The organism is Symmachiella dynata (assembly GCF_007747995.1).
Classification (GTDB): Bacteria; Planctomycetota; Planctomycetia; order Planctomycetales; family Planctomycetaceae; genus Symmachiella; species Symmachiella dynata.
The window spans coordinates 3,932,664-3,946,350 of record NZ_CP036276.1 but is presented as its reverse complement, the minus strand read 5'-3'; the positions used below and the strand labels follow the sequence as shown (position 1 = coordinate 3,946,350).

General features: G+C 53.5%; 6 protein-coding genes. 5 read left to right on the top strand and 1 reads right to left on the bottom strand.

Annotated features, from left to right (window positions below; translation table 11 throughout):
* The gene (locus Mal52_RS15035; RefSeq protein WP_197534206.1) at window positions 1-1,383 is read left to right on the top strand and encodes a DUF1501 domain-containing protein; all 1,383 of its coding nucleotides are present in this window, start codon (window positions 1-3) and stop codon (window positions 1,381-1,383) included.
* A 377-nt stretch (window positions 1,384-1,760) separates the two neighbouring features.
* Here the strand turns inward: Mal52_RS15035 and Mal52_RS15030 are convergent, their stop codons facing one another.
* Window positions 1,761-2,600 carry an RNA polymerase sigma factor gene (locus tag Mal52_RS15030; protein WP_197534205.1) on the bottom strand — a complete coding sequence of 280 codons (840 nt, stop codon included), beginning with the start codon at window positions 2,598-2,600 and terminating at the stop codon, window positions 1,761-1,763.
* A gap of 405 nt (window positions 2,601-3,005) precedes the next feature.
* On the opposite strand from Mal52_RS15030, the gene Mal52_RS15025 reads away from it, so the two are divergent.
* From Mal52_RS15025 to Mal52_RS15010, 4 genes are all read left to right on the top strand, one after another.
* Window positions 3,006-3,707 carry a rhomboid family intramembrane serine protease gene (locus Mal52_RS15025; RefSeq protein ID WP_145377010.1) on the top strand — a complete coding sequence of 234 codons (702 nt, stop codon included), beginning with the start codon at window positions 3,006-3,008 and terminating at the stop codon, window positions 3,705-3,707.
* A gap of 61 nt (window positions 3,708-3,768) precedes the next feature.
* Window positions 3,769-4,446, top strand: a complete 678-nt coding sequence (locus Mal52_RS15020) for a PspA/IM30 family protein (protein WP_145377009.1) — start codon at window positions 3,769-3,771, stop codon at window positions 4,444-4,446.
* 208 nt (window positions 4,447-4,654) lie between these two features.
* Entirely contained in the window at window positions 4,655-9,430 is a 4,776-nt protein-coding gene (locus Mal52_RS15015; RefSeq protein WP_145377008.1) for a protein kinase domain-containing protein, read from the top strand.
* A complete protein-coding gene (locus tag Mal52_RS15010) occupies window positions 9,427-13,440 on the top strand; it encodes a WD40 repeat domain-containing protein (RefSeq protein ID WP_145377007.1) in 4,014 nt (1,337 codons plus the stop codon). Before Mal52_RS15015 ends, Mal52_RS15010 begins: the two co-directional genes overlap by 4 nt.
* Window positions 13,441-13,687: the final 247 nt, after the last annotated feature.

The window sequence follows — 13,687 nt, the reverse complement described above, 5'->3', positions numbered from 1 at the left end:
ATGATTACACGTCGAAATGTATTAACGGCCACCGGCTGCTCAGCCATGACCTTGGCGTTACGTGCATTGATGGCCGACGAGTCGGCTCCCGCGATGCCGGTACAGGCACCGCATCGCCCGCCACGAGCGCGCAGCGTGATTTCATTATTCATGTCGGGGGGACCTAGCCAAGTCGATACCTTCGATCCCAAACCGGATTTGGCTGCACTGGCAGGCAAAGATGTGCCTGAGTCGATCGCTAAGACTGTCCCCAAAATCAAACGTGCCGGTTTGAAAAACTTGATGGCCTCTCCCTGGGCGTTTCATCGCCATGGGCAAAGCGGACTGCCGATTTCGGAATTGTTCCCAAACATCGCCAAGCACGCGGATGACTTATGCGTGATTCGCTCCATGACCCATCGCAATCCAATTCACGGTCCAGGCGAGTGCGTTGCACTGACCGGGGATGCAACGGGGCATAGGCCAAGTTTGGGGGCCTGGTCATTATACGGCCTGGGAACCGCCAACCGGCAATTGCCCGCATACATTACCATGAACTTACACACCGACGGCATGCAACATCCGCAAGCGGCCGGGTGGTCGAGTGGATTTCTTCCAGCACGCTTTCAAGGCACCGTCGTCGACCCGAACCAGGGAATCCAAAATATCGAAATGCCCGAAGGGGTCGGGAACGAACGACGGCAACAAGAATTATCAGTGATCCGCAAGTTGAACCGCCGGTTTATGGATTCCATCGGCCAGCACAGCGAATTAGAGGCTCGCATTCGAAGTTACGAAACGGCGTTTCTGATGCAAACCTCCGCTCCGGAGTTGTTTGACATCGATTCCGAAACCATGGAGACGATGCAGTTGTACGGACTAGGTGACGACGCTTCAAGCACCGTCGGTCGTGGCTGTCTGCTCGCGCGGCGCATGGTGGAACGGGGAGTTCGCTTTGTGCAGATTCGTGTGGGCGGATGGGATGCACATGGAAACATCGCCGGAAATCACAAACGAATGGCCAAACGAACGGATCAGCCAATTGGCGGGTTATTGCAAGATCTCAAACGCCGGGGGTTACTCGACTCCACACTCGTGGTCTGGGGAGGCGAATTTGGCCGCACGCCGACCATGGAGGGGCGAGGCAAAGGACGCGACCATTCGCCAGCCGCCTATTCTGTTTGGCTTGCCGGCGGCGGTGTAACGGGAGGACAAATCATCGGTGAAACCGATCCGATCGGCTATGTCGTGACGCAGCGCCCTGTGAAACCAACCGATTTGCACGCAACCATCTTATCTGCAACCGGCCTAGATTCCGACCGGCTGATTTTCGATCACCACGGTTTAAAAGAAACCCCGCTGGGCGTCACAGGGGGCGGAGTCGTGCATGAAGTGTTCTCCTGATTCACGGTGGGGTGATAGTCGCCTTGAAATAAAATCCCCCTCTCCCCGTTCTAAATCCTCCTTGAACCAATATCTTTTTGTGCAAAGAAACATTGGAGCTACTAACCGCCGAAAGTTCAGATAACGAGTGCACGTGACGGCGTGAGCGGGGCAGGGGAGTCGAGAAAAACCTTCTTTGCGCGACGAAGAGACTTTTACAGCGGTTAACACTGCGGGAGTTTGGGCACCACATCGTTGTGGCACGAATCCCAGCGAGGTACAAAAAACAATGCTATCCAAGCACTGTTCCGTCGACCCTCAATTCAACGTTTGACTACAATCCGTCATTGTTTTGGACCGCGCGGCGCTGATGTCTTGGTATATTCCGAATATCCGCGTTACGGCCGGGCTGGGGGAACGTGGACTAATGAATCGAGTTGCGCGACTGCTCGGTTGAGCGACTTTTGCCGTGAATCATACTGATCGACGTCTTCGCCGCTCCACATCTTTTCGATGGTGGACTCCAATCCTCCCTGGCCACGCAAATGTTTCGCGAGATCGGCCCATTCAGTGGCAAACTCTTCATCCACTTCGGAGGGAGCAGCGTACCGTCGCACATGCTGACGAATAGCGGATTCCAACAGAACGCTTAACCGTTGACGGACATGTTTGTAATAGTTTTCCGCTGTGCTTGCACTCATGCCAAGACTTTCGGCGATTTCACGCATGGGCATGCGGTCACACAATTTTCCATGCAGCACGCGAAAGTAGTCACCACGCCCTTTAGCGTGGTATTCCTGCATCAACTGGTCCAGCACCTGCTGAATCAAGTCAGCCGCCCATCCCGCATAAAACTGATCTTGCTGATCGGCCGGAACGTCGATGTCTTTGAGCACAAAACGTTCATCAAAACGATCCGCATGATCTCGCCTTAGTCGCTTGCGTCCTTCGCGCACGCGGAGATGGTTTGAGATGAGATTGCGGGACACGACGCAAAGCAGCGTGCGGAGCTTCGCATTTCTATCAGTCACCCATTTTTGCAGCAAATTATTTTTGAATATCACTTCGAATGTCGCCGAGGCAATATCCTCCGCATCTTCGTGCGACAATCCACCTTGCCACTGCGCAAAACGGCAAACCGGGCCCCAATAATCCCGCAGGAATTCGTTCCAATCGGCATTATCACTTTGAGTTGCAAGCCGCTGGATTAAGGTTAGGCGAGTGTTTGGAAACGCCACTTGTTTAAATCCCCAGGAGAAAGGGTGAGCATTAGCCAACGGGATGAAGATCTGACTCGAATCGTACAGCTGGAATCGACAGGCCAATTGAAAAGACTGTTTGCCTACGTTGGCATTCTAACAAGAAATAGTGGCACAAAGATCAGTGTGGTGTCAAGAACGGCATTTCCTCGGGAAACGGTCATGGTTGCGAAGATCCCCGATATCGCGGGGCCGCGTTGCGAAGAATTCTAAAAAACGCTGAGAATTTCATGCAGAATCTGCACGTTGACTACATTCATAGTGAGAGCGACGTGCCAGGCAATCCAGCTTTCGTGAAGAGCCCCATACTACGAATCCCCGTGCCCGGGAGAACTCTTCGGAGACGGGCGGCAGTGATATCAAGCAACTTCAAAGGAGTCATCCATGTTTTTTCCGTTGCCGGTGCAAATCTCAGAAACTCGCCTCCAACGCACACAATTGCCGATCGCCAATGGTGTGATCATCGCCCTAAATGTGGTGGTTTTCCTGCTTTTCGATCCGCTTAGTTGGGGAGTGCATCGAGCTGCTTCGCCGATTTCTATACTAGGCCACGGCTTCGCTCACGCCGGTTTTTGGCATTTGGTATTCAACATGTGGGTTTTATGGGTCTTCGGCAATCCGGTGAATCGCCGACTCGGTAACGGCTACTATCTATTAGCTTATTTGGGGGCGATCCTCACCCTGGGGCTATTCGCGTATCTGTTCCTTGCAGTGCCGTTGGTTGGCGCTTCAGGGGCGATCTATGCGGTTATTGGAATCGCGGCCCTATTACTTCCCGCGGCACGGATGACAGTGATCTATGCCGCTGTGTTTCCATTCACGATTTTGTTGGGCATGATCAGTCGGCCCAAATACGGCATCTTCTGGTTTGTCCGTGGAGGCGAATTTCAGGTCCCCGTTGTGTGGTGCCTGCTGTTCGTTCCCATTATGGAAACCGTGGGGATGTTCTGCTGGTGGCTCAATTCAGGTCGTTGGCATTGGGGCCATTTTGGACATCTTTTGGGATTTGTGTTTGGCCTCGGTGTGGTGTTGCTGTTTCCCAGATCGCTGACTGTCCGACGATCTTCAACAACTTGGAGCACATAAACAGTTCCTGGCGCGTTGAGCAAAACGATTGCAATTTATCTAAGAAACCGGAGAAACGAAAATGGGACTATTTGATCGTATTAGCGACATCATTTCGGCGAACTTCAATGACATGGCAGAGCAATTCGAAGACCCGGAAAAAATGCTCAAACAAGCCGTTTGGGAAATGGAGGATTCCATTGCCGAAGCTCGCAAGCAAACCGCCAAAGCAATGGCTAGTACCAAATTGGTCGAGCGTGAATTGGCCAGTAACGAATCGGAGTCGTTGAACTGGAAGAATCGTGCCCAGCAGGCGGTGCAGGCAGGCGATGACGAACTCGCCCGCAAAGCTTTACAGCGTAAGCAAGAACACGACAAATTGGCAGTTGCTCTACGCGATCAATTGGCAGCGGCTCAGGATGCGAGCCAGACACTTCGGCATCAGTTCGAAGCAATGCAGGCTAAGTTGGCGGAAGCGAAACGGACACTGGCAACCTTGTCGGCCCGTCAGCGCGCTGCCAATGTCCGCAAGAAAATACACTTGCAAGCCGCCGATGAGGAATTGGGTTTCGACGACGGAGCCTTCGCCAAATTCGACCGTCTGCGCGATCGTGTCGAACGGACCGAAGCCGAAGCGGAAGCGTTAGCGGAACTAGAGGGAGGGGCTGACAAATCATTTAAAGCCGCCTCGAATTGCTCTACGGCGGTCAATGACAGCATTGACAATCAACTGGATGCCATGAAACGCGACCTACAATGAGACCCGTTGAGTCGATCCATCGTGGTTATCGCAAGATCCTCGCCTTTGCTTCGAATTGAATATACCGGTGTGGCTGGTCCATTGTTTTGGTATGATTCGTATCAAACCATTCGGTTTAGGTGTGATTTCCTGATAAGATCAACCTGTGCGTCGAGCCGGTTCAGGATGGCTCTTATCCCGCTCTAGGGAGCATTCTCAAAGTGATACTATGACCGACACGCTCCTTGATTTGGAAGCCGGAACGAACCTCGCAGCCGCGATTTCCAAGCATCGTCGGTTGGGAGCAATGGTCGCGCTGCGGATTACACAATCATTAGCGGAGCAGTTGGCACAGCGTCATGCGAAGGGAGAATTCCAGCGACGGATCGACGCTGACACCATAACATTCTCAGCCAATCAGACTCCTCAATTGCCTCCGTCCCCGGACGAAAACATCCGAGTCGGCGACGACGGGCAGAATCCCCCAGGATGGCCGTTGGGATTTCAATTGGACGCACCGCGAGATTTGAAAAAAGCGGCCCAATTGCTTGAGCAAGCTGGCGTGAGTATCGACCCGCGGCGGATTGATATTTTTCAATTGGGATCATTGTTATGCCGGATGGTTACGGGGCGTTCGCCGAATGACTATCTACGTAGCCCGCGGATTGTAGCACAGGTCCCACCGGGTGCCCGCAAAGTGATTGATGCGGCCTTGGGATTTGATCAACGCAACCTTCTCAATGATGCCGAGACGCTCGTAGCGCGATTGACCGCAGCAATTGCGCAGCACGACGCAGAGATGCCGGCAACGATTCCTCATGAAGATGCTGTCGATGTCGATAGGCCTCGGATGCCCGACACGACGCCAATCTCTCAATCGGTCAATCGAGACACAAAAACCATTTCCCCCCAAACGCAATCCGGCGACGAAACTGACAGGGAGGAACTTCCTAGCCGACTCGGGCATTATGAAATCCTCGAGCGGATTGGCTATGGCGGTATGGGGGATGTGTACAAAGGTTTTGAACCGGACCTGAAACGGACCGTTGCGATCAAAGTACTCCCGGCAGGGTTGGCGCGGCAAAAAGACTTTGTCAGGCGTTTTTTCGTCGAGGCCAGTTCCGCGGCGAAGTTGGTGCACCCGAATATCATTCAGATTTATTACATCGGGGAAGACCAGGGTTATTACTTTTTTGCCATGCAGTTTGTGAACGGCAAATCCCTGGCAGATATTCTGACAAATACATCGCGACTGGGCATTGATAATGCGTTGGCATTGGTCCAACAAGCGCTGGCGGGTCTGTCGGAGGCACATAAACAAGGACTGGTCCACCGTGACATCAAACCTGGCAACATTCTGATTGACAGCAAACGCAAACGGGCGCTGTTGGCGGACTTTGGCTTGGTGAAATGTATCAATGATGCGAGCACGAAAACCGCGACCGGCGTGGTCATGGGGACGGTTGATTACATTTCGCCCGAGCAAGGACGTGGACAGGAGATCGACGCCCGGTCGGACCTTTATTCCATTGGCGTGCTGATGTATCAGATGCTCAGTGGAAAATTGCCGTTTGAAGCGGAGAGTCCGACGGCGATGATCTTCCAGCACGTCTACGAGGCGGCGCCATTGTTATCAGATGCCGCTGCGGACATCCCCGCCCCCTTGGTGGCGATCGTGGCCAAGCTGATGTCCAAAGCCCCTGAAGACCGACACCAAACGGCCGATGAGGTCCTGGAGGATTTACGCGCGTTTCAATCGGGTGAACCGTTGCCGCATGCAATCGATAGCGACGAACCGCCCGCCGCGCCGACGCGCATTCAAACGGAACCCCGTTCAATGTTCTCGCAAAGCCGCGGGGACGAGAATCCGCTGAGCTTAGTCATTGCAGCCCCACAATTCGACGATGATCTGGAATTGCCAGCCGCGCTCGAACAGCCCGACTCCCCAAACTGGTGGGCGAATCAGCGGGAGCGTTTTTTCTCATTGTTTCAGAGACATGCCCCCCAAGCCGTCAAAAACCTGCAAAACACACGGCAACAAATCGACGGCGCACTGCATACTTACAAAATGCGCGCCGCGCAGTTGGCAAAAGTCATCCAAGAAGCGGAATCGGTCCTTGCCGAATTGACAAGCCACGCCCAGGATTATCGTCGAGAGGCCGAGCAGTGTCGGGAAAAACAGGGAACGACTGCCGATGCGACAGGCGTGCAACCGGCAGAGCAAGCTGCGGCCGAAGCGGATCGTATTGCCGACGAGTTGGATGAACAGATTGCCGTGCAGGATCGAGAACTCGAGACGATGCGGTTGCAGCAGGCGAAGGCGAGGGCCAAGTATGAGCAGCTAAATAATGAGCGCGAAGTGCTCGTAGCACGATTGAATACGGCAGAGGCCCGTTTGCACGTGGGGCGCGGCGGCGGAAAGCGACGGAAATGGCTGCGACTGCGCTTTGTGGTTGCAGCTGTCGCGATTGGCTTGGGCATGTTAGTGGCGGGATCGTTTTTATTGCCAGAACCTGAGTTAGCCGTGTTAGGGACGATATCTGACGGACGCTCGACCTTTACGGAAATGACCCCCGTCGACTCCACCTTGCCCAAAACCAACACGAGGCGCTTGTTGCTGGATGGCGCAACACAGGACCCCTTGGTATGCCTGTTGGGCCGGTGCGAAGGTCTGGTACGCCAAGTCGTGTTCACACCGGACGGCAGACGTCTTTTGTCTCTACATGATGACCTGGTGTTGCGACTGTGGGATATCGAAAAACAAGTCGTAATAAAACGATATTTTGCGGAAGGTAATACGATACAAATTGGCAAGTCTTTTTCCGCGGATGGGCGTCGATTTGTGACGTCTTCCTTTAAAGATAAACAAGCGATCGTATGGGACGTGGAGACGGGGGCCAAGCTCGCCACCTTTGAACATCGCCGTGAAGTTAATGTCGCAGAAATTTCTCCCGATGGTCGTCGCGTACTCACTGGTGGTTACGACAACGGCGGGCTTTGGGACGTGGATTCTGGACGCCAACTCGCAACCACGAGCTTGCGATCAATCTATGCCGTCAGTTTTTCCACAAATGGCCGGTTTGCCGCTGCCGGTGGATTTAACCGATTGGTTGTTTTGTGGGATTCCAATACGGGAGAACAACTAAAAACCTTTTCGGATCATGCGGGCCATGTCTACGGCCTTGCATTTTCTCAAGACAACCGAAACTTACTTATCTGTACGAATGACGACACGCTAAATGTCCTTGATATAGAGAGCGGCCAAAAAAAACGTGTTTTCACCGATATGAGAGGTGGCGAGCGCAATTTGTTTTCGATCAGAAATCTTGTCGCCGCCGGTGGCGGTAATCAGATGATACAACTGTTTGATTTGGAAACAGGCAAACGGTTGTATATATCAAACCGTTCGCGATTATCTGCGATCTCCCCAGATGGCCGCCTGTTATTTTTGCTCACGGATGGAAGAAACGAAGTCGAGGTCCTTAACACAGCCAGCGAAAGACCTGGCGTTTTGGAAACTTGGAGAGACGGGATGACGAACATTTCCGCTCTTGCGATCTCTCCGACTGGCGAGCTTGCAGCCACCGGAAATTCAGATGGGACTTTGCGAATCTGGAGGCTGCCGCAGACGGGGGGCCAAACTGATTCCTCACCACAGATAGCTCCCACCCAACCAGAAATCGACGCACCCAAGTCGCCCAATAAAACAGACGAAACCGATGCGCCCGACGAAACCGACGCGACGTTTCGTGGACACTCTGCAACCGTCTCCTCGATTGCAACATCATCGGAGAGCAATTATGCGCTCACTGGCGATGTCGAGAAGACAATTGTGTTGTGGGACATAAACACACGAAAAGAGATCCGCCGTTGGCAAGCGAGTGGAGTGATCACTAACTTGGCTGTCTCACCGGACGGTACATTGGCCGCCGCAGCGACGATAAAAGGCCTGCAACTGTGGCGTGTCGATTCGGGACAAGAGATCACGGCGAGTAATTTTCCAGTCGAACCAGTGAATCACGTTGCTTTTGCCGCGGATGGAGAATCCATTATTTTCACCAGTGGTGCTGGAACCATAACGCGACGAAGCGTACAGACTGGGGAACTCATCAAGCGATTTAGAGGTATTGACATCAAAGCGACCGCGATTGCCGTTAGCAGTGATAACCAAACCTTCGCGATGGCTGGCGAGGACCGAATCGTGCGAATTTTGAATTTCAAGATGTCAGGAATACTGCGCACCCTGCGTGGCATCCCCGCGACGGTCAATGCCTTGCAGTTTTCCCCAAACGGCGAAGAATTGTTGGCCGCCTGCAATGACAACATTATGCGGCTTTGGAACATTAATAGCGGCGAGATGATCCGTCGCTATTATGGACACGCAGGCGGAGTGACTTCAGCTTCGTTTTCCCCCGACGGTAAACATGTCTATTCCGCTTCTCTGGATGATACGATTCGTAAATGGGATGGTGCGTTGACTCAAGAGGTCAAACAAATTTCTTTCGCCGATTTAACGGCGGCACACATTGCATTTACGCCCAACAATCAGTTCGCGCTCATCGCGTCTGATTCGCAGATTGTCATACGCAACCTCAACCGATCGCAACGTAGCGAAATTGCCGAGCTCCATCTTAAACTCATCCTGGACGGCAAGGAGGAACTGCGGCTCTATAAAACGCATCTGAAATGGACGCATCGCGCTTGGAACTGGCCCAGTCAATTAACGATCAATGGCGTTCCCTGGAATCCTGACAAGTTACCCGTTTCCACCGATCCGCGTTTCGTCGACCTGCTCTCAAAGGCCGTTTCCTTTGAAAATGCAACAGTCAAGAAAAACAGCGGGCGTGGGAAAGTCACGATAAAAAAGTCTAAAGACTGGTGCGTTATTTATATGGACGACGCTAGAAACGGATCGCGGCATTACGACATCACGGTCAAGTTCCCCATCGTTGTCAATACTCCCCCGCCCGTTACGCCAACGGATGCCGGAAAGCCCTCGCCATGAGTTTATCAATACCCGTCAACGGCCTCGTCGCCGCGTTACTGCTGACCACAGCTGTGAGTCCCTTGTATGCGGCCCAAGAACAGTCCGCGAACGGGACAAGCGAATCGCCGCCGTTTCAAATCCGCGTTTTCAGCGGGCATACCCAGCCGGTGTGGGATCTCTGTTTTACTCCCGATGGACAACGATTGGTCTCCGCAGCAGCCGACAACACGGTGCGTGTCTGGGATGTCACTGGCGGTCAGCAATTGCATCAGCTCGCAGGACACACCGACGTCGTGCGGTGCGTCGCCGTATCACCCGACGGAAAACTCGCCGCGTCGGGCGGCACGGATAAGACGGTCCGTTTCTGGGATCTGCAATCGGGCACAGCATTGCCAATCGTGTTGCAACATCCAGGCACCGTGCAATCGCTGGCGTTTGCGCCCGACGGACAATCCCTGGCGACAGGGGCCACGGATCGCAAGATTCGTCTGTGGAATGTTAAAACGGGGAACAAGATTCGCGAAATTGACGGACACGAGGAGACCGTATCAGGAATTGTGTTTTCGCCGGATGGGAAAACATTGGTCGCGCGTGAAGGCACCCCGCTGCTGGATTTTAGTTCGCGGAAAACGGGGAGCAAGCTGCTGCGGATGTGGTCTGTTGAGACGGGTCAGCTCATTAAAGTCTTGGAAGGCCACGAAGCTCCCCCGGTCGGCTTGTCGTTTTCAGCGGACGGCAAAGTTCTCAGCACCATCGACATGGTGAATACTTATATCCAGTGGAACTCACAGGGTGAACTGGTTCAAAAGGACGAGGTGGGTGTGATCGGCATCACCGCCGCTTGCGATTTCGTTCCCGGAACGAAATATGTCGTGAAAGCCGATAGCCACCGCGCGAAGCTGCTCAAGGTAGAACAAAAACTGCTCACGAGAACCTTTCTGGGCCATTCCCTAGAAATCCACGCGGTCGCCGTGACTCCTGATGGACGGTCGTTCGCTTCGGCTGGTGACGATCACGATATCCGCCTGTGGGATTTGCCCGACGTGCCGCACGTGGAGAAACTTGTTGATTATTGGAAGTATGTCAGGATTGCGCCGACAGAGGAATCGGAGCGTGATCGATATTATCTTTCGCTGCGTGAGGACATGAGTCTTTTTCCCGCCGTAGAGGGGCAGACTGAGGCGGAGCAGGTGCAATGGAAAACTGTCCGACTCAACCAAAACAACACCAATTTCGACGCCCTGCGATTCAAATCGCCGCTCGATGTTCCGGCGGATTTGTATTGGGCCGTTGTCAATAACAACACCTTTCATCGTCTCGGCTTCATTTCGGAACAGGGGAGTGAAAAGGACCTGGGCGGATCGAAGATCGTAAGCCATGTGAAATTGGCAGGAGTGCAACTCGACGAAAACGGCACCGTTGGGTTTGACTCTCTTGAAGGAGGGCGAATCCAACCGGAACAGGAATACTTGATGTGGTTCGTGTTCAATGCAAAAAAGAGCTACCAAGTTCCACTTCCCGTCGATCTGCAGCTCATCCTTTTTTTCGCTCCCAGCGGAACCCATCCCCCCGCCAAAACGGCCGAGGATGTCGCGCGGGTTCTTGGCATGAAAACACCCTTCGAGCGGAACTTAATTATCTGCCGCTGCGCCGACGACCAAGTGGGAACACCTCCACCGGCGAAGATCGATGTGGTGGACGCATTTCGGGCGGTCTTTCAGAATACCAACGGGTGGATAGACATCCCCGAGACGCTTGATGGTCATGCCGTTGCCTTCGAGGCCGCGAATGCCAAACAAACATCCAATCCTGCTGAGGTGCATCTTCATGTCAAAGAATCGGGTCTGTTGATGCTGGCTGCATCGTGGGAGCACTCACCAAGCCCCAAGCACCCACTATTTTCAAAACGAACGACACGCGAGCATCTCATCGAACGCTATTGGCAACCGTTGGGATCGGTGACGCGACGCTTGGACAACGGCCAATTGTCGCGGCACGAGCTTTTTCGCCGGTATGTCGAGGCGGGGGAGGAATTGCGATTTTTCACACAAACAACGAGTCGGCCGTTCGTGATTGTTCCCCGCAGTTGGGCTGTGGAACAAATCATCAACCAACTCCCGCCGACTGTCACACTGCCGACGGACGAATCGGCGATAAATATGGCGCTGACTCCCGATGGATCGATGGTGGCGATCGTCGACAGTAAGAACCAGATTCATCTTCATGAGATCAACACGGGGCGCGAGTTGGCAACATTTGTCGGCTCATCAGGCCATCCCTGGCTCTCGATCTCTCCCGACGGTCGGTTTTTGGCCGCACGGGGAACCGCGGCGACGGAAGTATTCCTGTGGAATATCCCCCAACGAAGATTACATGCGCAAATCGAGGACATCAATTTCATGGCCGACGATGCCGCGTTTTCGCCGGATAGTCAATCCTTGGCCATTATTGATCGCTATGACCATGCGGAGAAAAGTCAAATCATTCTCTGGGATGTCGAGACGAAATCGAGACGCAAGGTTCTCAAGTCCGAGGACTTTCTAGAAAAGGCGCTCTCGTTTTCGCCGGATGGCAAATTCCTAGCGGTCATTGGAGTGCAAGTCGTAGAGGGATATTCGTTCGGACACCAAGTCCGGCTTTTGGATATCGCTACCGAGAAAGTGGTCCATACGTGGTCATCCTGGAAACGCCGCATGTTTGGTCGCACGTTTTCTCCAGACAATCAAACTTTGGCCATATCCGAATTCAACGGCGTGCACCCCCTTCAAACGCGGTACCGGGTGAGGCTTGTTAATTATCACACCGGTGAAGACCTGGGATATCTGGACGGGCACACTCGCAAAATCACCGCCATGCGATTCACACCGGACGGATCACAACTCATCACGGCCGGCGCTGACTCAACAATTCGGGTGTGGGACATCAAGACGCAGACACTCAAGGCTGTGCAATTGATGGGTCCGGTCTTCTACGGCAATGATTCCAGGCGGAATATGCGTGGGCAATTGACAATTTCAGCCGACGGGACTCGATTTGCAACAATTGCCTATCAACCTACGGTTTGGCGACTGGACTCATTCGCAACCGACAACCGGCAAGAGGAACGTGACCGGCACGGCGACTATCAATCGAGCATCATCGACCTGGCGTTCACCAGTGATTCAAAATCGCTGGTTGTGGCCAGTGCAAGCAATAGTTGGGAGACGGAGTTTGATACGCAGGACTGGCAACCGCGCGAGGAAACGACCTACAGACGCAATGTCAAACCGGACGCGGTCTCATCCGACGGCAAACGATTCGCCGCAATCGGCGACGGCATTCTGCTGTACAACGCGTCGAACGGCAAGACCATAAAAACTCTGGGACAAGGCATTCGACCTCAAGGCAGCGTTACGTTCTCGCAGGATGGCAATATTGTCGCCGCCTGTTACCGCGACGATCTGGTTCGGGTCTGGGACGTCAATTCCGGTTTATTGATCGCGACTGCAAAGCTGTCGAAACCTTATCATGCGGCGCTTTCACAGGACGGTCGACAGCTGGCGACTTCGGGTCGCGATGATCGATCGGGAATTGTGCAAATATGGGACCTGTCAGACCGCCCTCGCCCCGCAACACAACCATTGAAACTACTAGCTACGTTGGAACAAGGACATCGCGTGCGCAGTCTCCGCTTTTCACCCGATGGAAAATGGTTAGCAACAGGAGACGACAACGACAGATTGAAGGTCTGGGATCTGGCAACGCAATCAGTCGCTCACGAGTTAAAGGGTTGTGCTGGTTACTTTTCTCCCAACGGAAACAAGTTAGCGACTATTTTTTGCCGCAAAGACGCGCAAACGATCGTGATCTGGGACCTTGATCAGGGAACGAAACTTCACGAATGCACCGGAGGACATCTTGCTGCCGTGACGACGGTCACGTTTTCCCCCGACGGCACACGACTCGCCACTGGCGGACGTGGAGGTCAAGTGACCTTATGGGATGTAGCAAGCGGGAAACAATCCTGGACGCCGCTGCAGACAAAATAAAGAGCCCCCGCCCCGTGCCCAAACCTCTTCGTAACCATGCTCTTTGGACCTGATTTGAAACCCCGGATTTGCAAGGGTTTACAAGAATTCGAGACCGACACGCTGTCTCGGAACGTAACGAATTCTCTTCGATATTTCCAACGGGTGAACAACCTGCGCGGCAAATTTACTGCGGCAATTTGCGCAGGCTTTGCGGACCAGCGTTGGGTTACTTCATCACATGTGGGCCAAAGCACTTCGACTACCT

Bases quoted from the DNA above. Each gene is read 5' to 3' on its own strand.
- Mal52_RS15035 (WP_197534206.1), top strand. From the start codon at position 1: ATGATTACACGTCGAAATGTATTAACGGCCACCGGCTGCTCAGCCATG.
- Mal52_RS15025 (WP_145377010.1), top strand. From the start codon at position 3,006: ATGTTTTTTCCGTTGCCGGTGCAAATCTCAGAAACTCGCCTCCAACGC.
- Mal52_RS15020 (WP_145377009.1), top strand. From the start codon at position 3,769: ATGGGACTATTTGATCGTATTAGCGACATCATTTCGGCGAACTTCAAT.
- Mal52_RS15015 (WP_145377008.1), top strand. From the start codon at position 4,655: ATGACCGACACGCTCCTTGATTTGGAAGCCGGAACGAACCTCGCAGCC.
- Mal52_RS15010 (WP_145377007.1), top strand. From the start codon at position 9,427: ATGAGTTTATCAATACCCGTCAACGGCCTCGTCGCCGCGTTACTGCTG.